Origin of the sequence: Streptomyces sp. NPDC006711 (assembly GCF_042869775.1) — a bacterium.
In the GTDB taxonomy this organism is placed as follows: Bacteria; Actinomycetota; Actinomycetes; order Streptomycetales; family Streptomycetaceae; genus Streptomyces.
This window is the reverse complement of sequence record NZ_JBIAGO010000004.1, coordinates 42,842-66,775: the sequence shown is the minus strand read 5'-3', so window position 1 is coordinate 66,775 and position 23,934 is coordinate 42,842. Positions and strand designations below refer to the sequence as shown.

Genomic DNA, 23,934 nt, shown 5'->3' with positions numbered 1-23,934 from the left:
GAGAGGGTGCGCCGGGGCCCACGGGCCGCGTCAGGGGTGGACGCCTCGCGTCGGGGCCACCCCACGGCGTCCGATTCCCGCAGGTCACCGCAGGCCCGGCGGGTCGCCGCCGGAACGCCTGCCGCGCTTGACGAGCCGTCAGCTTCTGCGGTGCAGGACGGCGGACAGATGGTGTTGCAGGGGGTTGCCGATCGCGGCCAGGTCGTGGGTGAAGGTCAGGGTCTCGCCGTCGGGCAGTTCATAGCGCCTCCGGGTGGCGTCGACCTCCTTGGCCGTGGGGGTGAGCGCCACCTGCCCGGTACGGATGTCCACCGTGCCGGCCGCGGCGACGCCGACCGCGATCTCCGCGATACCGGTGGGCTGGGTGATCAGGGCCTCCACGCGGCCATCGGCCTGGAGCCGCCACCAGCCGCTCTCGCGGGCCGAAGGGCGCAGGGGCGCGCCGTCGGCGCCGATGAGCCAGGCCCGCGCCTCGTAGCGCAGAAAGGGACGGCCGTCGTGGGTGAAGGTGACCTCCTGCTCGTACGCGAAGTCCCCCTCCAGAGTCGGATAGCCGCCCTCGCCGCGTCCGAACCAGGTGCCCAGAAAGCCGGTAACGGGCGCGAGCAGTGCGTGCGGGGCGGGCGTCCCGTCCGGGCGGTGGGCGTCGGGGTATGGGTATGCCGGTGCGGGGCCGGGGTGGGCCGCTGCGGGGTCGGTCACGGTGTGCGCTCCTGAGGTCGGGTCCGGTGCCGGACCGAAGCCTAGGGGCCCCATCCCCGGGCGACCCGCCCGCGACCACCGAAACGCGGCGCGCTTCCTCAACCTGCCTCAAGGAGCCGGGGGTTGGCTCAACCTGCCTCAAGGAGCCGGGGGTTGGCCTCGGCCCCCTCGGTGCTGAGGAGGACGACGGTCGAGCCGGGGCCGAGCCCCAGCGTCGTACGGCGTTGTTCGGCGCCCGCGCCGCTGAGCACCGCCCGCATTCCGGCGAGCGCGGCCGCGCCGCAGGGACCCGAGGACACGCCGAGGGATGCCAGACGGGCCACCGCGTCGGCCGTGGCCGGATCCGGAACGGCGACCGAGGCGTCCAGGCCCGCGCGGAGGTAGGGCCAGGCGATGCTGGAGGGGGTGCCGCAGTTCAGGCCGACCATCGCGGTGTCACCCGTGGTGATGCTGGCGCGTGCCCCGCGCATGAGGCCGCGCAGCACGCAGGCGGCGGCCTCCGGTTCCACCGCAAGGAGCGCCGGAGAACGCCGGCCGGGCGCAAGGCTCCGGTAGTGCCGCACCACGGCCTGGGCCAGCGATCCCACGCCGACCGGCACGGCGACCAGATCGGGCCCCTCGCCCACCCCGCGCGCGGCCAACTGCTCGTCCAGTTCGGCGCAGAGGGTGGAGTAGCCCTCGACGATCCAGCCGGGGATCCGCTCGTAGCCGGGCCAGGCCGTGTCCTGGACGAGGACCGCGTCCGGCGCGGCGGCCGCCTCCGCCGCACGGCGTACCGCCTCGTCGTACGGTCCGGCCACCTCGCTGATCCGCGCCCGCTCGGCGGCGATGGCGGCCACCGCCCGGGGATGGACACCGCGCGGCACGAAGACGTGGGCCCGCTGCCCGAGGCGATGCGCCATGCGGGCCACCGCGCGGCCGTGGTTGCCGTCGGTGGCGGTCACCAGCGTGATGCGTCCCGTCCCTTCGCCGCGCGTGGCCCGTTCATCGAGCACACGCCGGATCGCCCAGGACGCCCCCAGCGCCTTGAACGAGGGCAGCCCGAGCCGGCACGACTCGTCCTTGACGAACACACGACCCAGGCCCAACTCCCTCGCCAGGGCCGGTAGTTCGACCAATGGAGTGGGCTCGTAGTCGGGCAGCCCGGCGTGGAAGTCGCGCGCACCGGACGGCGCGGGCTCGCACCGCCAGGCGCGGCCGCCGTGCCGGGCTGACCAGAACAGAGGGAGCGGCCCGGTGGCGAGGTGAGCGGCGTCGCGAGGCATCCGACCAGGGTGCGACACTCCCCCGCGTTCGGTCCAGCCCCGGCCGCTCCAGGCATGCCGGTCCGCGCTCACCCACGGGCCCACCCGCCACTCCCGGCCACAGGCACCAACTCAACTCCCCCGGCATCACCACCTCTTGACGATATGCATTCACGGACGTTATAACTTCTAACTAACGGCAAGCGCTATAGGCAGCCAGTCGCGACTGACGGCCGCCGAACACGTCCGCGCCCTTCACCCGGCCGCCGAGTCCGTACGCATACCGCCCACCACCTACCGCCCACTGTCCACTGCCCACTGCCCTGACAAACGTTGACTTCCGACTGTGACCAGGAGAGCCCTATGTTCACCCTCCGCAGCACCGGCGCCCGCGCCGCCTTCGTCTCCCTCCCGCTCGTGGCCTCGCTCCTCGGTGCCGCCGTGGCGCCGGCGGGGGCTTCTTCGCGCTCAGCCGCCTCGCTCACCTGCCGGGGCCAGGGCGTCGATCCCGACGCCCGCGTCCGCTACCGGACCGAGACAGTGATCCATGCGCCGCTGAGCACCATCTGGAAGGTGCAGACGGACGTGACGCGCTGGCCGTCCTGGCAGGGCGCCGTCAAGACCGCCGCCCGTCTCGACCACGGTCCGCTCCGAGCCGGATCGGCGTTCCGGTGGACGACCCCCGTGCCGCCCAACCCCGCGACCCCCGCCACCAGCCTGGACATCACCTCCACCGTCAAGCAGATCAAGCACGCCTCCTGCATCCGCTGGACCGGGCCCGCGATCGGTGAGGGGCTGCACATCGACGGCGTCCACGTGTGGAACTTCACCAAGGTCAAGGGCGGTGTCCTCGTACGCACCGAGGAGACCCACACCGGTCCGCAGGTGGACGCGAACGTCCCGGCCGCGACCGGCCTCCTCCGCGCGGGTCTCGACGCGTGGCTCAAGGATCTGGCGAACGTCGCGGAGGCCCGCGCGGCCGCCGGGCAGGCCTGACCCGCCGAACCCACCGGGCCCCGCCCCCGCCGACCCATGTTCCGCGCCCGCCCCCGCCGGACCGGACCGGACCTGCGAGGGCGGGCCGGACGGGCCGGTCTCCGCCCGTGCCGTCAAGGTAAAGTTGACGTCGACAACGCCGGGAACGGCCAGGTTCGTACCCTTCGCGGCACAGCCGGACGGCACTCCCGCGACTACTGCCGTGCCGGGGCCGACACCGCCCCCGGTGCGGACCGAAGCCGCAGGAGAAGGCGTGCGCGTGACCCCGGTGGCCCGCGCCGCCTCCTGCCCACCGTGACGCCTCACCCCTGAGCGACCGGCCCCGCCCCCAGGAACGCCGCCGACGCGAGCGGCCCGCACGTCGGCGGCAGGCCTGTTCGCCTCGTTCACGATGGCCGTCACCATCTCCGTCGTCGGTGGCCGGCGCGCCATGATCTCGGCGGCCACCGGCGCCGTGGCGCTGGTCATGGCGCCGCTCTACCGCGAGCACGGCTTCGGGCACCTGGTCGCCGCAGTGATCCTTACCAGTGTTTTCGACTCGGCGCAGGCGGGGGTCGAACCCGGCGACCGGGTCGCTTTCCGCCCGTTCATCGCTCCCGCGCCGTTCGTCCGGACGTACCTCGCGGTCCGCCCGGGGCCTGCGTCGCGCCGCCTCAGCGCCCTTCTGGACGCCCGCCGACCCTTCGTCGCAGCGGAGGCCTCTTTCCTCAACACCCCCGATACGGCTACTTGTTGGGGTCCCGGAAGCGGCCGAACGCCTTGGTGAGCGCGGTCAGCGGAGAGGCGTCCGCCTTCAACGGCCGTGGCACCGGCGTCCGCAGGAGCCCGTCGCCGCCGCTCGTCTCGGCCAGCGCGGCCTGCGCCGCCTCCGCCGCTTCCCGGTACAGGTCGCGCGACGTCGTCATCGCGTCGAGCGCTTCGGCGTACTTGGTGACCATGGCCTGCGCGTGCACCAGTTCCTCGTCCGGCGTCAGCAGGTGCCAGCCCTGGCGCAGGCGCGTCAGGGCCCGCTCGGCGTCGGCCGGCATCGGACGGGGCAGAACGCTGAACTCCTTGATGCGGTCGAGGAGTTCGGTGGGCTGGGAGCCGTCGAGGAAGACCGTGCGCACGGTGTAGCGCTCCGCGTCGTACTCGGGCCCCTGCCCCGCCGACGGCAGGACGACGGCGCCGCCGCGCGGCATCCGCACGCTCAGCTCCCGCTTCATCGCGAAGTCGGCGATCTGCGCCTGCTCCGGCGTGCCCCGGTGCTCGATCACACGATGGCGCAGGCTCGGCGGCAGGAACGTCGAGATGGGCTGCTGCCCCTTCACGTCCGGCGTCATCGCCTCGTGCACCACGACATGGATGTACCAGCTCTGACGGGTGCAGTCCCGCAGCAGGTGGCGCAGCTCGTCGTCGTCCTTGGGCAGATGGTTGGTCGTCCGCAGACGCAGGTCCGCCACCGTGTCGTGGTCCCAGGCGACGCGGTCGCTGTCCGGCCAGAACATGGTGGCGGGCGAGAGCCAGTTCATGTCCCACGCGCACTCGGCCTCGGCGGCGAGCACCCAGGTGACGCCCTCACCCTCCTTGCGCCGGGACTCGGGGTCGTACGTGGTGAGCTGCGCGCGCACCGGCACGTCACCGGCCACCCGCCAGCGCGCCTCGAAGACACGCCGGGCCAGCGGGCCGGGGTCGGCGGACTCGTCCCTGGGGTGCAGGACGGTGGAGCGGGCCGCCTCGGCGGGGTCGAGATCCAAGAACGCGTCCAGCACCCCGGCCGCCTGGAGGGCGATCAGGTTGCGGCGCACGTCGAGCTCGGGCTCGGGCCCGAAGTGGCGCCCGCGCCCCAGCCACGCGGTGTCGGGGACGGTGGTTGCGGAGCTGCTGTTTTTGGCCATGGATTCGTTCTGTGGGTGATCGGGGCCCGACCAGTATGGTCGCTCAGCCCCGTGTTGCAACGCGGTACCCCGCACACGGCCACGTCACGCCTGCCCTTGCTCCCCCGAAGTCCGAAATGACCCCTGCGCCCGGCCCGGCCCGGCGTCAGGCCGGGGCAGGGACGCCGAGGTCACGGGGCCAAAGAGGCCAAGGTCACAGCCGATGCCTCTGCTGCTCCTTTGTGGAACTGCCCTAGCATCCGAGCATGACGGTCCTGCCTGACGACGGGCTCTCTCTGGCCGCCGAGTTCCCTGACGCGACCCTTGAGCAGTGGCACAGCCTCGTGGCTGGTGTCCTGCGCAAGTCGGGCAAGGAAGCCTCCGGCGAGGCAGCGGAGGACGCCCTGTCCACCGCGCTGGAGGACGGGTTGCGCACCCGTCCCCTGTACACCGCGCACACCACCGCGCCCGACGCAGCCTCTCCCGGCCTCTCCGGTGCCCCCGGCTTTCCCGGGTTCGCTCCCTTCGTACGGGGGAGCAGGCCCGAGGGCAACACGGCGAGCGGCTGGGACGTACGCCAGCAGCACACGGTCGGCGACGGCCCCACCGTGCTCGCGGATCTGGAGAACGGCGTCACCTCGCTGTGGCTGGTGCTCGGCGAGGGCGGCTTCCCCGTGTCCTCGCTCGGCCGGGTCCTCGACGGCGTCCATCTCGACCTGGCGCCCGTCGTGCTCGACGCGGGCCGTGATGTCGAGGCCGCCGCAGGGGAGTTGCTGCGACTGTACGAGGAGCGGGGCCTCGCCAAGGACGCCGCGCGCGGCAGCCTCGGCGCCGACCCGCTGGGCCACCAGGCGCGTACGGGCGAGGAGTTGGACTTCGCGCCCACCGCGTCGCTCGCCCTGCGCTGCGCCGAGCAGTACCCGGGCCTGCGGGCGCTGACCGTGGACGCGCTGCCCCACCACGAGGCCGGCGGTTCGGCCGCGCAGGAACTGGGCGCCTCCCTTTCGGCCGGCGTCGCCTATCTGCGCGAGCTGACCGACGCCGGGCTCAGCGTCCAACAGGCCTGCGGGCAGCTGGAGTTCCGGTACGCCGCGAGCGCCGACCAGTTCCTGACGATCGCCAAGCTGAGGGCGGCGCGCCGGCTGTGGGCGCGGGTCGCCGAGGTCTGCGGGGCGCCGGGGGCGGGGGCGCAGCGGCAGCACGCCGTGACCTCTCCCGTGATGATGACGCGCCGCGACCCGTGGGTGAACATGCTGCGCACCACGCTCGCCACGCTCGCGGCCGGAGTGGGCGGCGCCGACGCCGTCACGGTGCTGCCCTTCGACCACGCGCTCGGCCTTCCGGACGCCTTCGCCCGGCGCATCGCCCGCAACACCTCGACGATCCTGATCGAGGAGTCGCATCTGTCCCGGGTGATCGACCCGGCGGGCGGCTCCTGGTACGTGGAGCGTCTGACCGATGAACTCGCCCACGCGGGCTGGGAGTTCTTCCGCCGTCTCGAAGGGCTCGGCGGTCTCGGGGCGGCACTGCGCTCGGGCGAGCTCGGCGCGGACCTGGCCGCCACCTGGCGCGAGCGCGGCACGCGCCTGGCCAAGCGCCGCGAACCGATCACCGGGGTCAGCGAGTTCCCGCACCTGGACGAGCGCCCGGTGGAGCGCGAGCCGCAGCCCGCGCGCCCGTCCGGCGGACTGCCCCGGGTGCGGCGCGACGAGGCGTACGAGGCGCTGCGCGCCCGCTCGGACGCCCACCTCGCGGCGACCGGGTCCCGGCCCAGGATCTTCCTGGCCACGCTCGGCCCCGCCGCCGCCCACACCGGGCGCGCCACGTTCGCGGCCAACCTGTTCCAGGCGGGCGGCATCGAGGCCGTCACCGAGGGCGCCTTCGAGGACAGCGGCGCCACGGAGGCCTGTCTGTGCTCCAGCGACGCGGTGTACGAGGAGCAGGCAGAGGACGCCGCCCGCTCGCTCGCCGACGCCGGCGCGCGGCACGTCTTCCTCGCCGGGCGCCCCGGGCAGCTGACCGGTGTGGACTCCTACGTCTTCGCGGGCTGCGACGCCGTCGCCGTACTCACCGCCACCCTCGACCGCATGGGAGTGTCCTGATGGGAATCCCCGACTTCTCCGGAATCGAGCTGGGGAGCCCGTCGGCCGACGGCGGCGCCGAAGCGTGGCACGACGCCGCCCGGGCGGCGGCCGGCGGCGCCGCGCCGCTGTGGGAGACCCCGGAGGGCATCGCGGTCAAGTCGCTGTACACCGGCCATGACCTGGAAGGTCTCGACTTCCTCGACACCTACCCGGGCATCGCCCCGTATCTGCGCGGCCCGTACCCGACGATGTACGTCAACCAGCCCTGGACGATCCGTCAGTACGCGGGTTTCTCCACGGCCGAGGAGTCCAACGCCTTCTACCGACGCAACCTCGCGGCCGGCCAGAAGGGCCTGTCGGTCGCGTTCGACCTGCCCACCCACCGCGGGTACGACAGCGACCACCCCCGAGTGACCGGTGACGTCGGCATGGCGGGCGTGGCGATCGACTCCATCTATGACATGCGCCAGCTCTTCGACGGCATTCCGCTGGACAAGATGACGGTGTCGATGACGATGAACGGCGCCGTACTGCCGGTGCTCGCGCTGTACATCGTGGCGGCGGAGGAGCAGGGGGTGCCGGCCGAGAAGCTGGCGGGGACCATCCAGAACGACATCCTCAAGGAGTTCATGGTCCGCAACACCTACATCTATCCGCCGAAGCCGTCGATGCGGATCATCTCCGACATCTTCGCCTACACCTCGCAGCGGATGCCGCGCTACAACTCGATCTCCATCTCGGGTTACCACATCCAAGAGGCCGGTGCCACAGCCGACTTGGAGCTCGCGTACACCCTCGCCGACGGCGTGGAGTACATTCGCGCCGGGCGCGAGGCAGGCCTGGACGTGGACGCGTTCGCGCCCCGGCTCTCCTTCTTCTGGGCGATCGGCATGAACTTCTTCATGGAGATCGCCAAGCTGCGCGCGGCCAGGCTCCTGTGGGCGAAACTGGTCAAGCAGTTCGACCCGCAGAACACCAAGTCGCTTTCCCTGCGCACCCATTCACAGACGTCGGGCTGGTCGCTGACCGCGCAGGACGTGTTCAACAACGTGACGCGTACGTGTGTGGAGGCGATGGCGGCGACGCAGGGCCACACCCAGTCGCTGCACACCAACGCCCTCGACGAAGCGCTCGCGCTGCCCACCGACTTCTCGGCGCGCATCGCCCGCAACACCCAGCTGCTGCTCCAGCAGGAGTCGGGCACGACGCGGGTCATCGATCCCTGGGGCGGCAGTGCCTACGTCGAGAAGCTGACCCACGACCTCGCGCGCCGTGCCTGGCAGCACATCCAGGAGGTCGAGCGGGCCGGCGGCATGGCCAAGGCCATCGACGCCGGGATCCCCAAGCTGCGGATCGAGGAGGCGGCGGCGCGCACCCAGGCCCGTATCGACTCCGGCCGTCAGCCGGTCATCGGCGTCAACAAATACCGCGTGGAGAGCGACGAACAGATCGACGTGCGGGCCGTCGACAACTCCTCCGTGCGCGCCCAGCAGATCGAGAAGCTGCGCCGCCTGCGGGCCGAGCGCGACGAGCGGGCCTGCCAGGACGCGCTGGACGCGCTGACCCGCGCGGCCGGCGGCGAGGGCAACCTCCTGGAGCTGGCCGTGAACGCGGCCCGCGCCAAGGCGACCGTCGGTGAGATCTCCGACGCACTGGAGAAGGTGTACGGCCGGCACGCGAGCCAGATCCGTACGATTTCCGGTGTGTACCGCGACGAAGCAGGCCAGTCCCCCTCCGTGGAGCGCACCCGCGCCCTGGTGTCCGCGTTCGAGGAGGCCGAGGGGCGCCGCCCGCGCATCCTGGTCGCCAAGATGGGCCAGGACGGTCACGACCGGGGTCAGAAAGTGATCGCCACGGCCTTCGCCGACCTCGGTTTCGACGTGGACGTCGGCCCGCTGTTCCAGACTCCTGCCGAGGTCGCCCGCCAGGCCGTCGAGGCGGACGTGCACATCGTCGGTGTCTCCTCGCTGGCGGCCGGACACCTCACCCTCGTACCGGCCCTGCGCGAGCAGCTTGCCGAGGAGGGCCGCGAGGACATCATGATCGTGGTGGGCGGTGTGATCCCGCCGCAGGACGTGCCGACGCTGCTGGACATGGGCGCAGCCGCCGTGTTCCCGCCCGGGACGGTGATCCCGGACGCGGCGCACGACCTGGTACGCCGCCTGGCCGCCGACCTCGGGCACGAGCTGTGATCGATGTCGACGCCTATGTGAAAGGGGTCCTCGACGGGAAGCGCGCGATCGTCGCGCGCGCCATCACGCTCGTCGAGTCCACCCACCCCCGTCACCGGGCGCCGGCCCAGGAGTTGCTGACCACGCTCCTGCCGCACAGCGGCAAGGCGCGCCGGATCGGTGTGAGCGGCGTGCCCGGTGTCGGCAAGTCGACGTTCATCGACGCGTTCGGCACCCGGCTGACCTCGGCCGGCCACCGGGTGGCGGTGCTCGCGGTGGACCCCTCCTCCAGCCGTACGGGGGGTTCGATCCTGGGTGACAAGACCCGGATGGAGCGCCTGGCCGTCGACCCGGCGGCGTTCGTACGCCCCTCCCCCACCGCCGGCACGCTCGGCGGGGTCGCCAAGGCGACGCGCGAGTCGATCGTGGTGATGGAGGCGGCGGGCTACGACGTCGTCCTGGTGGAGACGGTCGGCGTCGGCCAGTCGGAGACGGCGGTCGCCAACATGGTCGACTCCTTCCTGCTGCTGACGCTTGCCCGCACCGGTGATCAGCTCCAGGGCATCAAGAAGGGCGTCCTCGAACTCGCCGACGTGATCGCCGTCAACAAGGCGGACGGGCCGCACGAGCGCGACGCGCAGTCCGCCGCGCGGGAGCTGGCGGGCGCGCTGCGCCTGATGCACGGCAAGGACGCGTTCTGGACGCCGCCCGTCCTGAGTTGCAGCGCCCGGGAGTCGAAGGGCCTCGACGCGGTCTGGGAACGCCTCGAACACCACCGGGGCCTGCTCGAATCCACCGGCCGGCTCGCCGCGAAGCGCCGCGACCAGCAGGTCGACTGGACGTGGACGATGGTGCGCGAAGAACTCCTCGCCCGGCTGCGCTCCGACCCCGGCGTCCGCGCTCTGACGCCCGCGCTCGAACAGCGGGTCAGGGAAGGGGAGTTGACGGCCACGCTCGCCGCCGAGCAGATCCTGGAGACGTTCGGCGGGCTCCGGGACTGAGGCGGGGGTCCTCGCCCGGCCCGGGTCGTCAAGGTCGTGCGGCAGCCGCGCCTCGCTCCGAAACGGCCGCCCCGCGCCGGTTCCCCGCTGTCCGCCCGGCCCTCAGGGGTGGCTGAGGACGTTGATCACGCGGCCGTTCGGATCGCGCACGAAGAAGCGGCGTACGCCCCACTCCTCGTCCGTCAGGGGGTGGACGATCTCGGCGCCGCGCTCCACCATCGCCCGGTGGACCGCGTCCACGTCCGCGACCTCGATGCTCACATCGGGCGCGACCGGAGCCGTGAGGTCCTTGCTCATCAGGCTCAGCTGCACGGCGGGGTTGTCCCGGGAGGCGAGCGTGACGATCCAGCCGTGATTCATGACCTCCTCGAAGCCGAGCGCACCGTAGAAGTCCGAGCTCTCGGCCAGGGCCTCGCCCTCGGACTGGAAGTTGGGGACGATCCGGCGGACGTACATGGGCCACTCCCTGCGCTGGGGGAACATGCGGACGCCCCACGCTATCCGCCGCGCCCCCTGGGCCCCGCGTGAAATTGCGGACGACATTGGTGACGTTGTTCCCATGTTCATACGTTCGGGTTGCATGGGGGCGCTGATTCGAGGACCGGCTCGCGCAAGCCCCCGGTCTCGCCGCCGCTCAGCTCACCCCGCCCTGAACGGACATGCTCGCTCCTGACCGCTCCGGTCGCTCCTTGTCCGGCGATGACAACTGTGTGGCGCCATAGCCCGGTGGGACAGCGGGGGCAGCGGAATTCCCGTCCGCTTTCAGGGATTTCCCGGGGTTTGCGGGGCGCGCGCCGTGCTGATTGTGTTCGGGCCCCGGACATCAGTAAGGGCTCCGAAAGGCTGTCGGGCATCGCTCGCCCGACTCGAAGCCCTGACGCGTCCGGTCCCCACGCATCCATCTCCAGGAGGACACCGTGCTCGAACGCGTCTACCGGAAGCTCGCCATACTGCTTCCGGAGCGGCCCGGCCTCAGCGTTCCGCTGCATGTGATCGCCCAGAGCGCCGTGGTCGCCATCCTCGCCGTCACCGCCCATTGGGCCTCGGTGCTCGTGACCGCGACCGTGGCGGGCGTGGTGTGGAGAGGGCTGCCGCCCGAGGCCCTGATGATGGCCGCGCCGATGGCGTGGGCGGACCGGACGACGGTCACCTACCTGCGCGTCACCCGCCTTTAGCGCGGCCGCAGTTGGCGCGGTTCCACCCCCACGGTTTTCGGTCATTGTGCGCGGACCGTCCGCCCGCTTTCCGGCGGACGCGGTGTGCGCCCCCGCCGCGAGGAGTCCCGGTGCCATCGGGCCACTTACCCCACCCTTCCCCGCGCCGCGCCCTCCCGCGCCGCGCCCCCGGCACGACCACCCTCCGCCCGGCCCGCAGGGGTGCGACGCCCCCGGCGGCGAGCGCCCCCGAGATCGTCTTCGAAGCGTTCCGCACGCGTTACGGCGAGGTCTATGTCCGCTACGCACGGGTGCGCCTTGACAGCGTGGAGGCGGCGGAGCTCACCGTCCGGTCCGCCCTGGAGAGCGTCGCCTCCCAATGGCATCTCGTCCTGCGGGAGGCGTCACCCGCCGCCGCGTGCTGGTCGCTGGTCACCGCGCACATAGCCGCCCGAGCCCAAAAGCCGTACCTGCTGGGGCTGATGCGGCCGTGCGAGGCCGACATGTTCGTGCTGCGCCACCGGCTCGGGCTTCCCGTGGCTGAGGCGGCGGCGGTCATGGGGATGGGCGTAGCGGAGTTCACCGTCCGCCTCGGCGGCGCGATCCGCCTCCTCGCGTCTCCGGCCGGGATCCTCATACCGGATGAGTGAGGCGCGGGGAAGCGCGGGTCAGGGACTGACCGCTGCCGACCGGTCGGCCACCGGTCGCGTCCGCGTGGTGACGTACGGCGTCCGGAATACTCCCCCGCGCGGCCCGTCACCCCTGAGCGGACTGGTCGGCGTCCGGCGCCGCTCCTAGCATCTCTCCTGTCAACCAGCGGTCTTCGCAACCCTGTTGGCCGTGGCCGCGCCTGAAGAGGGAGAGCATCATTTCCATCGACGTCAGCACGCCCAGCGTGGCGCGCATGTACGACTTCCTCATCAACGGGACCGACAACTACGCATCGGACCGGGACGCGTGCCGGACCCTGCTGGAACTGGCGCCGAGCACCCGCGAACTCGCCCTGATCAACCGGGCGTTTTTGGTCCGCTCGGTGCGCTACCTCGCCCAGGAGTGCGGCATCCGTCGCTTCCTCGACCACGGCTCGGGCCTGCCGACCCGGCCCAACGTCCACCAGGTCGCCCAGGAGTTCCAGCCCGGCGCCCAGGTCGTCTACCTCGACAACGACCCCCTGGTGCACGCCCACGGCCGGCTCATGCTCGCCGAGGACATGAAGACCACCGCCGTGATCGAAGCCGACATGCGGGACGTGGCGGGCAACTTCGCGCGCCCCGAGGTGCGCCGGCTGCTGGAGGACGGCGAACCGGTCGCGGCCCTGTTCGTGTCGGTCCTGCACTGCGTCCCCGACGACGACGATCCCTGGCAGCTGGTGAAGGACGTGGCCGACCGCCTGCCCGACGGCAGCTTTCTGGTCATCTCCCAGCTCACCAGCGACGACGCCCAACTGCGGGAAAGCGTCACGGAGTTCATGCGGGAGACGACCGGCGGCACCTGGGGGCGCGTGCGTTCCTCGGCGGAGGTCAGGCGCTACTTCGACGGTCTCGTCCTGCACAAGGCCGACGGACCCGTCGAGGTCTCCACCTGGTATCCGGACACCGACATCGCACCGCGTCAGGCCACGCAGGAGTGGATCGAGTACGGCGGCGTCGGCAAGGTGGTCCGGGGCGCGAAACCCTAGTCCTCGTCCGCGAACGCGGTGATGAGCCGGTCCAGCAGGGCCAGCGTCTCCTCCTTGCCGAGGCTGTGCTGGATCAGCTCCAGCATGGACGCGGCATGCAGATCGACATCGGCGGTGTCGCTCAGCCAGGCCCCGCCACTGTTCATGCCTTCCCGGTACACCATGTCCGCCTCGCCGGGCCCGGCGAACTTGAAGACGGTCATCGAGGTGGTCAGCGGGCACGCCTTCTCCCACGCCCGGTCCGTGAAGATCCGGATGTGCACCCGGTCGCGGTTCTCGGCCAGGTTGAACAAGTGCCGCAGCTGGCCGCGCATCACCTTGCGGCCGCCCACCCACGTACGCAGCGCCGCCTCGGCGATCACCGCCGAGTAGTCCGGCGCGTCGGGCGCCTCCAGCACCTGCTGGCGCCGGCGGCGCACCTCCCAGCGGCGCTTGATCGCCGGGTTGTCGGGCTTTCCCATATAGGGGACCTGCATGATCGCGTGCGCGTAGTCGGAGGTCTGCAACAGGCCGGGCACCAGCGAGCCGGAGTACGTACGGATCTCCTTGGCGGCGCTCTCGACGGTCATGAGCTCGTCCAGGGACGTGTCCACCACGTCGCTGTAGTCGGTCCACCACCGGCGCTTGTTCGCGTCGTCGAAGAGGCGGGTCAGGGTCCGCAGCGACTCCTCGTCACCTCGGCCGTAGAACTCCGCGAGCCGCACCACCGTCCGCAGATCGGGCCGCGCGGCCCGGTTGCCGGTCTCGTACCGGCTGAGCATCGACGTGGAGCTGATCACCCCGGCGGCCACCACGTCCTTGCCGCGCTGGTTGGCCGCGATCCGCATCGCCCGCAGCTTCAGACCCAGTACGCGCGCGGGCGGCGCCGCGCCGAAGTCCTGGCTGTCCGGTTCCTCGTCCGGAACCGGAGAAAGAACGCGTGCGGCCACCCTGATTCCTCCCACGCACGGCGACCGTCGCCGGTGCGTGCCCATCCTGAGGAACCGGGGTGGCCATCACAACCCTCAGCCAGGTCTTTCAGCCAACCATCGGGTCGAACTCGCCCTTGCGCGCGCCGTCGAGGAAGGCCGCCAGCTCGGAGGAGGTGAAGATCAACGCCGGCCCCGCAGGGAAGCGGGAGTTGCGCAGTGCCACCTCGCCCTCGGGTAACCGCGCAATTTCGACGCAGTCGTTGTAGGCGTCGCTCGCGGTCGCCTTCACCCACACCGCGTTCGCGATCGCGTCCGCCCGTACACCGTTGTCGTAGTCCGCCATCAGCTGTCACCTTCCGTCGCTTGAACTGCGCGGAGCCCGGATCGGCGCCGCGCGCCCGGAAAAGCCCCCGGAGCCGGCGGCGAAAGCGCGCCTTGACCGCTGAAATTTCACGGCCTCCAGGAGTGCCGCCGATGGTAGCGAGGCCGCGCCGGACCACGCTGTCCCTCGAAAGTGGGCAATTCCCGTCCCTCGCAAAGGTTTCAGCGTCCCTCGACGGTGCGGGGCGCGTTCAGTGGACGCAGAGGCAGAACGGGTGGCCCGCCGGGTCGGCGTAGACCCGCCAGTTGGCGTCGGGGCGGGACTGATCCGTCCGTTCCAGCAGGGTCGCGCCGAGGGCAAGCGCCCGCTTCTCCTCGACGTCGAGGTCGTCCACGTCGAAGTCGAGGTGCATCTGCTGCGGACGCTGCTGACCGGGCCACGCGGGCGCCCGGTATCCGTCGACGCGCTGGCAGGCGAGCGGCGTGCCCTCGAACCCGCGCACCTCGACCCAGCCGGGGTCCGTGGGGTCCTCGACCACGTGGCCGCCCAGCAGCTCCGCGTAGAACTCCGCCAGCCGTACCGGATCGGCGCAGTCCAACGCGACGGCCTGGAGCTTGCGAATCATGTCCGACACCCTTCACTCATGGCCCGCTTCCGCGCGGCCCCGTACGGGAGGGGTCGTACCCGTCACCGCCGGGGGAATGCGCGCGCCCCCCCTGACGGCGGGCGACGGCGGGCAGGGCGACTCACCCGGTGGGCAGGCCGACCTGGTCGCGTTCGAGTGCGGAGCGCAGGTGCGCGACGGCCTGCGCGGCGGCCCGCCCGCCGGGGCCGTCCAGCGCGCCGGCGGTCAGCTCGGCCAGCGTCCGGTCGAAGGTGGCCTGCGCCGCCTCGACCAGCCGCAGGCCGTCGTCGGTCAGGTCCAGGAGGGAGGAGCGGCGGTCCGACGGGTGCGGGCGCCGCACGACCCACCCCTGTTTCGCCAGGCGGTCGGCGCCCTTGCTCGTGGCGCCGATCCCGATGGCGAACTCGGCGGCGAGTTCCGCCACCCGCGAGCCGGGGTGGGCGCGTAGGAAGCTGAGGAACTCGTACTGCGAGGTGACGATCCCGTGGCGGTCCCGCAGGCGGTCGTTGAGCGCGTTGTAGAGGCGCGTCTCGCAGCGGACGAGGTCGGCGAAGAAACCCGGGAGGTCGACCCGGCCGTCACGTGACTTGGTTGCCATGGCATATATCGTAACTTACATTCCTAGGCAGATACTTCCTCGGCATGCGAATGGCATGTGGGTGGCATGTGGATACTCCGGAGGCGACCATGAGCAGACAACAGCGCGCGCGGATAGACGAGTTGGTCCGACACCCCGGGGGCGAGCAGCCCCGTTCGATCGAGGGCCTTCGCGCCGCGTTCAGGGAGCTGATGGCCCGGATGACCGTCCCGGACGGGATCCGCACCCGGCCCACCACGCTCGGCGAGCGGCCCGCGCTGCTCGTCGAGCCGGACCGCGCGGCCCGGCCCGGGACGATCCTCTACTTCCACGGCGGCTCCTTCGTGGCCGGCTCCCCCCAAACGGCCATGTCGCTGACGGGGAACCTGGTGGTCAGGACCGGGATCAGGGCGCTCTCGCTCGATTACCGACTGGCCCCCGAGCACCCGTTCCCGGCCGCGATCGAGGACGGGGTGGGCGCCTACCGCGCCCTCCTGGACAGCGGCGAGGACCCTTCGGCGATCGCGTTCGCCGGGGACTCCGCGGGCGGCGGTCTCACCATCACCACCTGCCTCGCCGCGCGTGACGCGGGCCTGCCCCTGCCCGCCGCGATCGCGGCGTTCTCGGCCGGGCTCGACATGACCCGTACGGGCGCGAGCATGCGCACCAAGGCGGATCTCGACCCGTTCCTCACCCGCGCGGGTCTCGACCGCACCGGGTCCCTGTATCTCGCGGGGCAGGACCCCCGCCGGCCGTTGCTCAGCCCCGCCGTCCTCGGCGACCTGACCGGGCTCCCCGCGATGCTTCTGCAAGCGGGCACCCATGAAATGCTCCTGGACGACTCCACCCGCATGGCCGCCCGCGCACGGGACGCGGGCGTGGACGTCATCCTGGACATCACCGCCGACGTACCCCATGTGTTCCAGGCGTTCGCCGGCGCCCTGGAGGAGGCCGACGAGGCACTGGACCGCGCCGCGCTCTTCCTCTGCCAGCGCCTACGCGTGGCAGGGGACGGTTCACGGGGCGTGGCGCTACCGTCGTCGCCATGACCGACAACGCACTGCGCTCCGTCGCCATCGAACGTGCCGGACCCGGCCGGTTCACCGCGACCAATGCCCGTGGGGGCACGCTGACCTTCGGCACCGGCTCCGGCTCGGGCCCGGACACCGACTTCACGCCGGTCGAGCTCTTCCTCGCCGCGATCGGCGGCTGCACGGCGGCCGACGTGGAGGTCGCCACGAGCCGCCATGCGGATCCAACGGTGTTCACCATCACCGTGACCGCGACCAAGATCGAGGACGAGAGCGGCAACCGGCTGTCGGACCTCGCGGTCGCCTTCACCGCCGCGTTCCCGGACGGAGCCCTGGGAGACCGCGCCCGGGCGATCCTGCCCCGGGCCGTGAAGACCTCGCACGACCGGCTCTGCACGGTCAGCCGCACCATCGAGGCGGGCACACCGGTCGGCGTGGCCGTGACCGACGCCGCGCGGGAGACCTGACGCGGACTCCTCGAAGTCATGGGCAGGGCGCGGCAGTTGGGGCCAGGGTGACGGTCAGTTGTGGGGCCTCGGCTCGCCCAGGCGGCGGCCGGCGCGGTCGCCGAGGGTGGTGACCCAGCGCGGCAGCCTCGACTGCGCGGCCGCTTCGGCTCCCCGCACGTCACGGCGCGGCCGCTCCCCCGGGCCGGGCAGCGCGCGGTCCGAGAGCGACAGGAGCCGGGCCATGGAGGCGGGCGCCAGACCCTGAAGGCGTACGCCGATCTTGGCGGCCGGGGTGAGGACGAGTTCGGGCCGGCCGCGCTCGGCGGCCCGCACCACGGCCCTGGCCGCGCGCCCGGCGTCCATCGACAGCAGCGGCATGGTGGCGGCCGCGCCGAACCAGCCGTACTCGGCGCCCGGGCGGCCGTGGAAGCGGGCAGCGGTGTGCGAGCCGGTCCGCATCAGCCCCGGGAACACCGTGGTCACGCTGACGCCCGAGCCGGTGAGCTCGGCTCGCAGCCCCTGGGAGAAGCCGGCGGCGGCGAACTTGGCGGTGACGTACGGCAGCAGGTGCGGCGCCGGGATGCGGCCGCCGACCGAGGAGATGGTCACCAGCGTGCCCTGCGCGCTCGCGCGCAGATCGGGCAGGGCCGCCAGGGTGAGCCGCAGCGGGGAGAAGAGCATCGTCTCCATCGCCTCGCGGAAGTCCGCCTCCTCGAAGGTCTCCATCGGACCCACCTGGATGATGCCGGCGCTGTTCACCAGGATGTCCAGCGGCCCGAACCGTTCGTGGACGGCGTCGAGCAGCTGTTGTGGCGCGTCCTCGTCGGTGATGTCGCAGGCAGACGAGGCCACCTCCGCGCCCACGGCCCGCAGCTTGCGTTCCGCGAGGCCCAGCCCCTCGGCGCCCCGGGCGCAGAGCATCACGCGGCAGCCGCGCGAGGCCAGCTCACGGGCGATGAGGAGCCCGAGGCCGCGCGAGGACCCGGTGACGAGTGCGGTGCGGCCTTCGAAACGATCACGTCGAGGGTTCATGCTGCTGCTCCCGGGGGTGTGGGCGTGAGGCACCGCCGCCCTCCCGGTTCCCGCCCTGGGCGTTCCTACACGAGGCGTCGCGGATCATTCGGGTCGGCGTCGCCGGCGTCCTCCGGTACGGGGCGGGGCGGCTCGGCGGCCGTGGTGGCCGCGCGGGTGCGCCGCGAGGCGACGGTGGAGACGAGCCCGAGGACCGCGCCCACCGCCAGCAGGGCCAGGCCGCGCAGCCATACCGCGCCGTCCACCTGGGTGGCCAGCAGGACGCAGGACAGCGCGCCGAGCACCGGTATGACCGCCGGGGCGCGGAAGTGGTCCGGATTGCCGCTGTCGGCACGCCGGCGCAGCACCAGGACGGCCGTGTTGACCGTGAAGAACACGACGAGCAGGAGCAGGACCAGGGTCGCCGCCAGCGTCTCGATGTCGCCGGTGAGCGCGAGCAGCAGGGACAGCGCCGTGGTGACGGCGATGGCGGCCCAGGGCGTGCGTCGCCGGGGCAGCACACGGGTCAGGAACGCCGGAAGCAGGCGCTCGCGGGCCATGCCGAACGCGAGGCGTGAGCACATGATGCCGGTGAGGAGCGCGCCGTTCGCGACCGCGACCAGGGCGATCGCCGAGAACAGCCACTCGGGCACCGCGCCCGCCGCGCGGACGACTTCCAGGAGGGGGCCGTCGGAGCGGGCCAGGACGCCGGTGGGCACGGCGGCGGAGGCGGCCGCGCCGACCGCCGCGTAGACGAGCCCGGCCGTGCCGAGGGCGCCGAACAGGGCGCGCGGGTAGGCGCGGCGGGGATTGCGCGTCTCCTCTGCCACGTTGACGGACGTCTCGAACCCCACGAAGGAGTAGTAGGCCAGCACCGCGCCGCTGAGCGCGGCGGCCACCGGGCCGTGCTCGGGCGTGCCGAGCCGCAGCAGCCGGCCCGGGTCGCCGTCGCCGCGTACGACGAGCCAGACACCGAGTCCGATGATCAGGAGCAGCCCACTCGTCTCGATGACCGTGGCCACCACGTTGGCGCGGGTGGACTCGCTGATGCCCCGCGCGTTGAGCAGGGCAAGGGCCGCGAGGAAGAGGACCGCGACCAGGGCGACGGGCAGGTGCACGAAGGCGGTGAGATAGGTGCCGCCGAACCCCCGCGCGAGGGCCGCGACCGAGACGATGCCGGCCGCCAGCATGCAGAACCCGGTGAAGAACCCCACGAACGGCCCGTAGGCGAGGGTCGCGTAGTACGAGGCTCCGCCGGCCCGGGCGTACTTCGTGGCGAGCTCGGCGTACGAGGCCGCGGTCAGCAGCGCCAGGCCGAGGGCCACGGCGAGCGGCACCCACACTGCGCCGCCGGACTTGGCCGCCACCTGCCCGATGAGGACGTAGACACCGGCGCCCAGGACGTCGCCCAGGATGAAGAAGTACAGCAGGGGTGTGCCGAGGGCTCGCTTGAGCGTGCCAGGGGCGTCGGGCGCGGCTGGCACCGTCTGGGTTCTCTGCGTGCTCATGGGGGACTCGGCTTCCTTCGTGCGGTGTCCGGTGACGGGAGGCGGCAGGGGACGCGCCTGCGGACGCGGCCCATCCGTCACGGACCGGGCGCGTCGCCCTCCCCGTGTGACCGCGATGGCCGCGCGCCAAACCGGGGCACACCGCCCTCCTGCCGGCCACCCGCACAACGCGTCTTCGCAGTCACGACAACCATCGGTTGGGCGTCCCTACGATGGCCCGATGGACACGGAGGCATTGCGATCGTTCGTCCGGGCGGCCGAGCTCGGGCAGTTCCGGCACGCGGCGGACGAGCTGGGCGTGACGCAGCAGGCGGTCTCCAAGCGCATCGCCGCCCTGGAGCGTTTCCTCGACGTACGCCTCTTCTCGCGGACCACGCGCGGCGTCGAGCTGACGCTCGACGGCCAGGCGTTCCTGCCTCATGCCCGGAGCATCGTGGCGAGCGTCGAGCGCGCCGTCAACGCGGTCAGGCCGGGCTCGCGGGCGCTCCGGATCGACGTACTCGGCCTGCGCAGCGCCCAGGCCGTGACGCTGCACGACTACTGGCGGTCGCACCCCGGAGTCGATCTCGATGTGGTGACCCTCAGGGTCGACGACCCGCGCGTGGCGGTCGCCGCCGTCGAGTCGGGCGACGTCGACGCCTCGTTCCGTAGCGTCACCGCCCCGGCGACGCTGCCGCCCGGCGTGCGGATGATCCCCGCCTTCGACGCCCCCTTGGAACTCCTGGTCGGCCCGGCCCACCCGCTCGCCTCGGCGCGCGCGGTGACACCACGACACCTGCGTGGGCACCGGATCTGGGTGCCCGGCATCGCACCGGGCAGCGAGTGGTCGGAGTTCTACGACGAGCTCGCCACCGCCTTCGGCCTGCGCATCGACGCCGCCGGCCCGCACTTCGGAGACGAAGTGCTCCTGGACACCCTCGCGGACTCCGGCGACGTGGCCACCCTCATCGGCGCGCGCGACCGTTACATCTGGCCGACCCACTACGACCTGCGCCGGATCCCCGTCGTCAATCCCACCCTCGCCTACCCGCTCTCACTCCTCCTCCCCAGCACGAATCCCCACCCCGGGCTCCGGGGCGTCATCACGCACCTCAGGAGCCTGCCGGCCCTCCCCGATCCGGTCTGGCTCCCGTCCTGGGCCGCCGCGCGCCGCCACGAGGGTGCCGTCGGCCGGAGTGACGGCTCGTAGGGGCCGCATCGAGGCCGCTGGAGAACCCCAACGCCCGGCGTCCCGCGCCCAGTTGCCCCTCTCACCGAAAGGTTCACCGCATGCCGAGCGACCGGCTCATGCGCATCCACGGCGACGAGTTCCAGGCCATGGCCGACAGGGTCCTGCGGGTGACCGCGCTGACCTCCCGCCTCAATGCCCTGCCCTTCGAGGACGAAGCGGGCAAGGCGGAACTCTTCACACGGATCCTCGGCAAGCCACTGCCGCCCAGGGTGACCATCCATCCCCCTTTCTTCACGGACCACGGCCTGCGTCTCGACATCGCCGAGCGGGTGTTCATCAACCAGAACTGCACGTTCCTGGATTACGCCGGGATCCGGCTCGGTGAACGCGTCATGATCGGACCGAAGGTCACGTTCATCACCAGCGGCCACCCCGTCGATCCCGAGGAGCGCCGGCACTACCTCACCGGCGCGCCCATCGACGTGGCGGAGAACGTGTGGATCGGCGCCGGTGCCACGATCCTGCCGGGCGTCAGCATCGGCCGCGACGCCGTTGTGGCAGCCGGCGCCGTGGTGGCCGACGACGTCCCCGCGGCCAGTCTGGTCAGCGGCCCCAAGGCCGGTGTGCGCCGCCGGTGGTGAGGGCCCGGTCCCCGGTAGCCTGCGTCCATGATCACTGACCCCAAGTCGCGCCCCGGCACGGCCGGTTACGCCGAAGCGGCCGATCTGCTCGCCGCCCAGTACGAGAGCGTGTCGTTCGACGAGGTCCACCGCGAGGTGCTGCACCTGCTCCCCCGCCGGCCCGGCGCGGTCCTGGACATCGGGGCGGGCAGCGGCCGGGACGCCGCGGCGCTCGCCGCTCTGGGGCACCGCACCGTCGCCGTCGAACCGACGGCCGAGCTCCGCTCCCTGGGGCAGCGCATCCATGCCGGCCGGGCCATCGAGTGGGTGGACGACGCCCTGCCGGAGCTCGGGGTGCTGCGCGGCCGGCGCGAGCGCTTCGATGTCGTACTCCTCACCGCCGTCTGGATGCATCTGGACGACCGGGAGCGCGGGCAGGCGATGAGAAGCGTGGCCGAACTCAGCGCGCCCGATGGCCAGTTGTTTCTGACCCTGCGCCACGGCCCGGTCCCGGCGGGGCGGCGGATGTTCGACGTGTCGCCGGACGACACCGTGCGGCTCGCCCGCCGCCACGGCCTGACCCCCGTGCACCTCGGCGAACGGGAAGATCTCCATGGCCGGTCAGGAGTCCGGTGGAGCCATCTGGTGCTGCGCAAGGACGCGGACTCCACCTCCCTGTAGCGGACCCGGCCTCCATCCGGGCTGCCACTCAACTACCTGACGTACTAGGAGAGTTCGAGACGCGCGGCACAGGTCAATGGCGCCACGCTTTCGGCCATCGCATGAGAGACTTCGCCGCATCTGTATGTCATGCACCGGACAGACGCAGGACCAGGCGCGCACTCTCGCGGTGCGCTCGACGATGGGGGACCACGCCATGGACAGAACCGTCTCCAGGACCTTGGGGCGGGTGGGCCTCGCGCTGTGCGCCGCCCTCGCGTCGACGGTGCTCTGCGCTCCGGCCGACGCGGCGGCGCCGACGGGCGTCGGCGGCGCGACGGGATCCGTCGCGCGCACGGCGGCCCAACAAGCCTGTCCCATCGTCTACTTCGACCTGGGCGAGACCCTGGTGCACACGGCGGACGACGGCAGCACCGGCTATGTGCCCGGCGCCGCCGCCTATCTGCGCGCCCTGCGCCGCCACCACGTCAAGGTGGGTCTGATCACCAACGTGCCGCCTTCCTGGGGCGCCACCGACGCCGAGCGCGCCGCCCGCCTCAAGAAGGAGGTCGACGCCACGTGGCGGGATTCAACGCCGTTCGCGTGGCAGGACTTCGGCGACCGGATCCTGACCCCGCGCACCGAGGCGGAGCGCAAACCCGCACCCGTCCTGTGGCAGCGCGCCATGGCCGCGTCCGGTCACTGCTCCCTCGTCTACCAGGCCGAGACGGCCGAAGAGGTCGACGTGGCGGGGTCGCTCGGCTATGTCCCGTACCAGATCGGCCGCCCCCACCGGCCCGCGTTCCTGCCCGTCGGGCTTGTCGAACTCATCGGCCGCCTGCCTCGCTGAGGGGCGTCCGCGCGTCCCGCGCCGTACCGTCCGCCGCCGGCATGCCCGCGTCGGGGTGGTTCTGCCGCACCACCCCGGCGCGCAGCAGCAGTTGGACGCCGCCCAGGAGCACCGCCGTGGCCAGCGCGCTGTGCAGCAGCAGGGCGTCAAGACGGCCCGCCGAGATGTACACCCCGACCGCGATCGCGGCCAGGGCGCACACCGCGCGGTCCACGATGCTCTCGACCGAAAGCAGCGTGGCGCGCGGGGCGTTCGCGGGCACCGCGTCGTTGACGAGCTTGCGCTGGACCGGATACACGAACCCGGTCGCCAGGGCGAACACGCACAGCAGCGCGACCACCGTCCAGGGTCCGCCGATCGCCATCGCCGCCAGGGTGCCCGCGAGCGCGAGGCTGAGGATCGACACCCAGGCGACCGGAGGCAGGCGGCGGCTCAGCCACTGGGGGCGGGCCGAGCCCACCGCCTCCGCCACCGTCATCGCCGCCAGCACCCCGCCGCTCGACGCCTCCCCGATGCCGTGGTCGAGCAGGATCGGCTGGAAGAGGTTGACCTGACAGATCCGGGACAGCGTGAAGACGGCCACGCCCTGCACCATCACCAGGGCGAGCCAGCGCGAGGAGGCCACGCACCGCAGCGCTGCGCCCGCGTCCCGCAGGAAGGCCCCGCCCGCGCGCCCGGCCCCGCCCCGCCCCGCCGCACCGGCGCCGTCCGCCTTGGCGAGCCGGGGCAGCGCGACGGCGCAGGCCAACGAGCCCGCGGCGCTTGCGGCACTGAGCACGTACGGCGCCGTGTGGGCGACCGCCATGAGAGGACCGACCAGCGGCCAGCACACGACCTTCGCCGCGAGCCCGAGCGCTCGTGCGGTGCCCTCGGCCCTCAGGTAGTGCTCGTCGCACTTCTCCGCGCGCAGCCCGTCGTACAGATAGGCGCTCGCCGCCCCCGAGGTCAGGGACCGGCCCAGGGCGATGGCGAGGAAGTGCAGGAGGAAGCCGGTGTAGGAGGCGTTGATGACCGGAGCCAGGTTGGCCGCCGTCATCACCACCGCGCCGGCCCGCAGACAGTTGCGGGCGCCGATCCGGTCGGCGATGAGTCCGGTCGGGATCTCGAACAGGCAGAAGGCGACGTAGTAGATGCTCTGGATGCCGAAGATCTGTCCGTCGGAGAGCCCGGCCTCCTTCTGGTAGGCGTAGAACACCGGCATCCACCACAGCAGGTTGAACAGCAGCTGGAAGCCGTAGTTGAGCCGGATGATCCGGTGCGCGACGGGCGTGAGGCCGCCCGCGCTCGGGCGCCGCACTCGCCAAGGACGCGCC

The 23,934-nt window shown here is 72.2% G+C and carries 25 protein-coding genes and 1 pseudogene; 14 read left to right on the top strand and 12 right to left on the bottom strand.

From position 1 onward, the window contains the following. Window positions 1-138 precede the first annotated feature (138 nt). Window positions 139-702 (bottom strand): FABP family protein, encoded by a 564-nt coding sequence (locus ACFYM2_RS10805; RefSeq protein WP_359002421.1) that lies wholly within the window; start codon window positions 700-702, stop codon window positions 139-141. Between the two features lie 128 nt (window positions 703-830). Next, window positions 831-1,967, bottom strand: coding sequence for a diaminopropionate ammonia-lyase (locus tag ACFYM2_RS10800; RefSeq protein WP_359002419.1), 1,137 nt, complete (start codon window positions 1,965-1,967; stop codon window positions 831-833). 342 nt (window positions 1,968-2,309) lie between these two features. Between ACFYM2_RS10800 and ACFYM2_RS10795 the strand changes: the two genes are divergently transcribed. Next, the gene (locus ACFYM2_RS10795) at window positions 2,310-2,942 is read left to right on the top strand and encodes an SRPBCC family protein (RefSeq protein ID WP_388835186.1); all 633 of its coding nucleotides are present in this window, start codon (window positions 2,310-2,312) and stop codon (window positions 2,940-2,942) included. A 364-nt stretch (window positions 2,943-3,306) separates the two neighbouring features. Further along, window positions 3,307-3,478 (top strand): annotated as a pseudogene (locus ACFYM2_RS10790) (sodium-independent anion transporter); the annotation flags it as partial. Between the two features lie 189 nt (window positions 3,479-3,667). Here the strand turns inward: ACFYM2_RS10790 and ACFYM2_RS10785 are convergent. Continuing rightward, window positions 3,668-4,819, bottom strand: coding sequence for a hypothetical protein (locus tag ACFYM2_RS10785; protein ID WP_388835183.1), 1,152 nt, complete (start codon window positions 4,817-4,819; stop codon window positions 3,668-3,670). Window positions 4,820-5,064: 245 nt separating this feature from the next. Here ACFYM2_RS10785 and ACFYM2_RS10780 point away from each other — a divergent pair, with 245 nt between their 5' ends. Genes ACFYM2_RS10780 through meaB form a run of 3 tightly spaced genes read left to right on the top strand, consistent with a single transcriptional unit; the run spans window position 5,065 to window position 10,054 of the window. Then, on the top strand, window positions 5,065-6,900 hold the full coding sequence (locus ACFYM2_RS10780) for a methylmalonyl-CoA mutase family protein (RefSeq protein ID WP_388835180.1): 1,836 nt from the start codon (window positions 5,065-5,067) through the stop codon (window positions 6,898-6,900). After that, the gene (scpA, locus tag ACFYM2_RS10775) at window positions 6,900-9,074 is read left to right on the top strand and encodes a methylmalonyl-CoA mutase (protein ID WP_388462257.1); all 2,175 of its coding nucleotides are present in this window, start codon (window positions 6,900-6,902) and stop codon (window positions 9,072-9,074) included. Before ACFYM2_RS10780 ends, scpA begins: the two co-directional genes overlap by 1 nt. Continuing rightward, window positions 9,071-10,054, top strand: a complete 984-nt coding sequence (gene meaB, locus ACFYM2_RS10770) for a methylmalonyl Co-A mutase-associated GTPase MeaB (RefSeq protein ID WP_388462259.1) — start codon at window positions 9,071-9,073, stop codon at window positions 10,052-10,054. Before scpA ends, meaB begins: the two co-directional genes overlap by 4 nt. A 102-nt stretch (window positions 10,055-10,156) precedes the next feature. Here the strand turns inward: meaB and ACFYM2_RS10765 are convergent, their stop codons facing one another. Next, window positions 10,157-10,510 (bottom strand): VOC family protein, encoded by a 354-nt coding sequence (locus ACFYM2_RS10765; protein WP_388462261.1) that lies wholly within the window; start codon window positions 10,508-10,510, stop codon window positions 10,157-10,159. Between the two features lie 461 nt (window positions 10,511-10,971). On the opposite strand from ACFYM2_RS10765, the gene ACFYM2_RS10760 reads away from it, so the two are divergent. Both ACFYM2_RS10760 and ACFYM2_RS10755 read left to right on the top strand, forming a co-directional pair. Continuing rightward, a complete protein-coding gene (locus ACFYM2_RS10760) occupies window positions 10,972-11,229 on the top strand; it encodes a hypothetical protein (protein WP_388835178.1) in 258 nt (85 codons plus the stop codon). 110 nt (window positions 11,230-11,339) lie between these two features. Continuing rightward, window positions 11,340-11,858 carry a hypothetical protein gene (locus tag ACFYM2_RS10755; RefSeq protein WP_388835175.1) on the top strand — a complete coding sequence of 173 codons (519 nt, stop codon included), beginning with the start codon at window positions 11,340-11,342 and terminating at the stop codon, window positions 11,856-11,858. A gap of 106 nt (window positions 11,859-11,964) precedes the next feature. On the opposite strand, the gene ACFYM2_RS10750 is transcribed toward ACFYM2_RS10755, so the two are convergent. Further along, complete coding sequence (locus ACFYM2_RS10750; protein WP_359002404.1) at window positions 11,965-12,114, bottom strand: hypothetical protein; 150 nt, start codon at window positions 12,112-12,114, stop codon at window positions 11,965-11,967. On the opposite strand from ACFYM2_RS10750, the gene ACFYM2_RS10745 reads away from it, so the two are divergent. Next, on the top strand, window positions 12,113-12,886 hold the full coding sequence (locus ACFYM2_RS10745; RefSeq protein WP_359002402.1) for an SAM-dependent methyltransferase: 774 nt from the start codon (window positions 12,113-12,115) through the stop codon (window positions 12,884-12,886). The genes ACFYM2_RS10750 and ACFYM2_RS10745 overlap by 2 nt on opposite strands. Here ACFYM2_RS10745 and ACFYM2_RS10740 read toward each other — a convergent pair. The 4 genes from ACFYM2_RS10740 to ACFYM2_RS10725 form a co-directional block, all read right to left on the bottom strand. Next, complete coding sequence (locus ACFYM2_RS10740) at window positions 12,883-13,815, bottom strand: helix-turn-helix domain-containing protein (RefSeq protein ID WP_388462266.1); 933 nt, start codon at window positions 13,813-13,815, stop codon at window positions 12,883-12,885. The two genes, ACFYM2_RS10745 and ACFYM2_RS10740, sit on opposite strands and share 4 nt — an antisense overlap. An 88-nt stretch (window positions 13,816-13,903) precedes the next feature. Beyond that, a complete protein-coding gene (locus tag ACFYM2_RS10735; protein ID WP_359002398.1) occupies window positions 13,904-14,140 on the bottom strand; it encodes a DUF397 domain-containing protein in 237 nt (78 codons plus the stop codon). A gap of 229 nt (window positions 14,141-14,369) precedes the next feature. Beyond that, window positions 14,370-14,744, bottom strand: coding sequence for a VOC family protein (locus ACFYM2_RS10730; RefSeq protein ID WP_388462267.1), 375 nt, complete (start codon window positions 14,742-14,744; stop codon window positions 14,370-14,372). A gap of 121 nt (window positions 14,745-14,865) precedes the next feature. Continuing rightward, entirely contained in the window at window positions 14,866-15,342 is a 477-nt protein-coding gene (locus tag ACFYM2_RS10725) for a MarR family transcriptional regulator (protein WP_359002394.1), read from the bottom strand. Window positions 15,343-15,431: 89 nt separating this feature from the next. On the opposite strand from ACFYM2_RS10725, the gene ACFYM2_RS10720 reads away from it, so the two are divergent. Continuing rightward, window positions 15,432-16,370, top strand: a complete 939-nt coding sequence (locus ACFYM2_RS10720) for an alpha/beta hydrolase (RefSeq protein ID WP_359002392.1) — start codon at window positions 15,432-15,434, stop codon at window positions 16,368-16,370. After that, window positions 16,367-16,819: an OsmC family protein gene (locus tag ACFYM2_RS10715; protein ID WP_359002390.1), complete on the top strand. Its 453-nt coding sequence runs from the start codon at window positions 16,367-16,369 to the stop codon at window positions 16,817-16,819. Before ACFYM2_RS10720 ends, ACFYM2_RS10715 begins: the two co-directional genes overlap by 4 nt. Window positions 16,820-16,873: 54 nt before the next feature. Here the strand turns inward: ACFYM2_RS10715 and ACFYM2_RS10710 are convergent, their stop codons facing one another. Next, on the bottom strand, window positions 16,874-17,833 hold the full coding sequence (locus tag ACFYM2_RS10710; protein ID WP_388835172.1) for an SDR family NAD(P)-dependent oxidoreductase: 960 nt from the start codon (window positions 17,831-17,833) through the stop codon (window positions 16,874-16,876). A 65-nt stretch (window positions 17,834-17,898) separates the two neighbouring features. Further along, window positions 17,899-19,320 carry an APC family permease gene (locus ACFYM2_RS10705; protein WP_388835169.1) on the bottom strand — a complete coding sequence of 474 codons (1,422 nt, stop codon included), beginning with the start codon at window positions 19,318-19,320 and terminating at the stop codon, window positions 17,899-17,901. A gap of 220 nt (window positions 19,321-19,540) precedes the next feature. On the opposite strand from ACFYM2_RS10705, the gene ACFYM2_RS10700 reads away from it, so the two are divergent. The 4 genes from ACFYM2_RS10700 to ACFYM2_RS10685 all read left to right on the top strand — a co-directional run bounded on the left by ACFYM2_RS10700 (window position 19,541) and on the right by ACFYM2_RS10685 (window position 22,621). After that, a complete protein-coding gene (locus ACFYM2_RS10700) occupies window positions 19,541-20,509 on the top strand; it encodes a LysR family transcriptional regulator (protein ID WP_359002384.1) in 969 nt (322 codons plus the stop codon). Between the two features lie 80 nt (window positions 20,510-20,589). Continuing rightward, the gene (locus ACFYM2_RS10695) at window positions 20,590-21,132 is read left to right on the top strand and encodes a DapH/DapD/GlmU-related protein (RefSeq protein ID WP_388835166.1); all 543 of its coding nucleotides are present in this window, start codon (window positions 20,590-20,592) and stop codon (window positions 21,130-21,132) included. Window positions 21,133-21,159: 27 nt separating this feature from the next. Then, complete coding sequence (locus tag ACFYM2_RS10690) at window positions 21,160-21,792, top strand: class I SAM-dependent methyltransferase (protein ID WP_388835163.1); 633 nt, start codon at window positions 21,160-21,162, stop codon at window positions 21,790-21,792. 196 nt (window positions 21,793-21,988) lie between these two features. After that, window positions 21,989-22,621 carry a hypothetical protein gene (locus ACFYM2_RS10685; protein ID WP_388462275.1) on the top strand — a complete coding sequence of 211 codons (633 nt, stop codon included), beginning with the start codon at window positions 21,989-21,991 and terminating at the stop codon, window positions 22,619-22,621. On the opposite strand, the gene ACFYM2_RS10680 is transcribed toward ACFYM2_RS10685, so the two are convergent. Then, window positions 22,599-23,918 carry an MFS transporter gene (locus tag ACFYM2_RS10680; protein WP_388835160.1) on the bottom strand — a complete coding sequence of 440 codons (1,320 nt, stop codon included), beginning with the start codon at window positions 23,916-23,918 and terminating at the stop codon, window positions 22,599-22,601. The genes ACFYM2_RS10685 and ACFYM2_RS10680 overlap by 23 nt on opposite strands. Between the last annotated feature and the right edge of the window lie 16 nt (window positions 23,919-23,934).

Excerpts from the sequence above, each read along its gene's own strand:
- ACFYM2_RS10800 (WP_359002419.1), bottom strand. The coding sequence starts at position 1,967 with ATGCCTCGCGACGCCGCTCACCTCGCCACCGGGCCGCTCCCTCTGTTC.
- scpA (WP_388462257.1), top strand. The coding sequence starts at position 6,900 with ATGGGAATCCCCGACTTCTCCGGAATCGAGCTGGGGAGCCCGTCGGCC.
- ACFYM2_RS10695 (WP_388835166.1), top strand. The coding sequence starts at position 20,590 with ATGCCGAGCGACCGGCTCATGCGCATCCACGGCGACGAGTTCCAGGCC.
- ACFYM2_RS10710 (WP_388835172.1), bottom strand. The coding sequence starts at position 17,833 with ATGAACCCTCGACGTGATCGTTTCGAAGGCCGCACCGCACTCGTCACC.
- ACFYM2_RS10705 (WP_388835169.1), bottom strand. The coding sequence starts at position 19,320 with ATGAGCACGCAGAGAACCCAGACGGTGCCAGCCGCGCCCGACGCCCCT.
- ACFYM2_RS10765 (WP_388462261.1), bottom strand. The coding sequence starts at position 10,510 with ATGTACGTCCGCCGGATCGTCCCCAACTTCCAGTCCGAGGGCGAGGCC.
- ACFYM2_RS10715 (WP_359002390.1), top strand. The coding sequence starts at position 16,367 with ATGACCGACAACGCACTGCGCTCCGTCGCCATCGAACGTGCCGGACCC.
- ACFYM2_RS10730 (WP_388462267.1), bottom strand. The coding sequence starts at position 14,744 with ATGATTCGCAAGCTCCAGGCCGTCGCGTTGGACTGCGCCGATCCGGTA.
- ACFYM2_RS10690 (WP_388835163.1), top strand. The coding sequence starts at position 21,160 with ATGATCACTGACCCCAAGTCGCGCCCCGGCACGGCCGGTTACGCCGAA.
- ACFYM2_RS10700 (WP_359002384.1), top strand. The coding sequence starts at position 19,541 with ATGGACACGGAGGCATTGCGATCGTTCGTCCGGGCGGCCGAGCTCGGG.
- ACFYM2_RS10720 (WP_359002392.1), top strand. The coding sequence starts at position 15,432 with ATGAGCAGACAACAGCGCGCGCGGATAGACGAGTTGGTCCGACACCCC.
- ACFYM2_RS10785 (WP_388835183.1), bottom strand. The coding sequence starts at position 4,819 with ATGGCCAAAAACAGCAGCTCCGCAACCACCGTCCCCGACACCGCGTGG.
- ACFYM2_RS10735 (WP_359002398.1), bottom strand. The coding sequence starts at position 14,140 with ATGGCGGACTACGACAACGGTGTACGGGCGGACGCGATCGCGAACGCG.
- ACFYM2_RS10750 (WP_359002404.1), bottom strand. The coding sequence starts at position 12,114 with ATGCGCGCCACGCTGGGCGTGCTGACGTCGATGGAAATGATGCTCTCC.
- ACFYM2_RS10745 (WP_359002402.1), top strand. The coding sequence starts at position 12,113 with ATGTACGACTTCCTCATCAACGGGACCGACAACTACGCATCGGACCGG.
- ACFYM2_RS10725 (WP_359002394.1), bottom strand. The coding sequence starts at position 15,342 with ATGGCAACCAAGTCACGTGACGGCCGGGTCGACCTCCCGGGTTTCTTC.
- ACFYM2_RS10795 (WP_388835186.1), top strand. The coding sequence starts at position 2,310 with ATGTTCACCCTCCGCAGCACCGGCGCCCGCGCCGCCTTCGTCTCCCTC.
- ACFYM2_RS10780 (WP_388835180.1), top strand. The coding sequence starts at position 5,065 with ATGACGGTCCTGCCTGACGACGGGCTCTCTCTGGCCGCCGAGTTCCCT.
- ACFYM2_RS10685 (WP_388462275.1), top strand. The coding sequence starts at position 21,989 with ATGGACAGAACCGTCTCCAGGACCTTGGGGCGGGTGGGCCTCGCGCTG.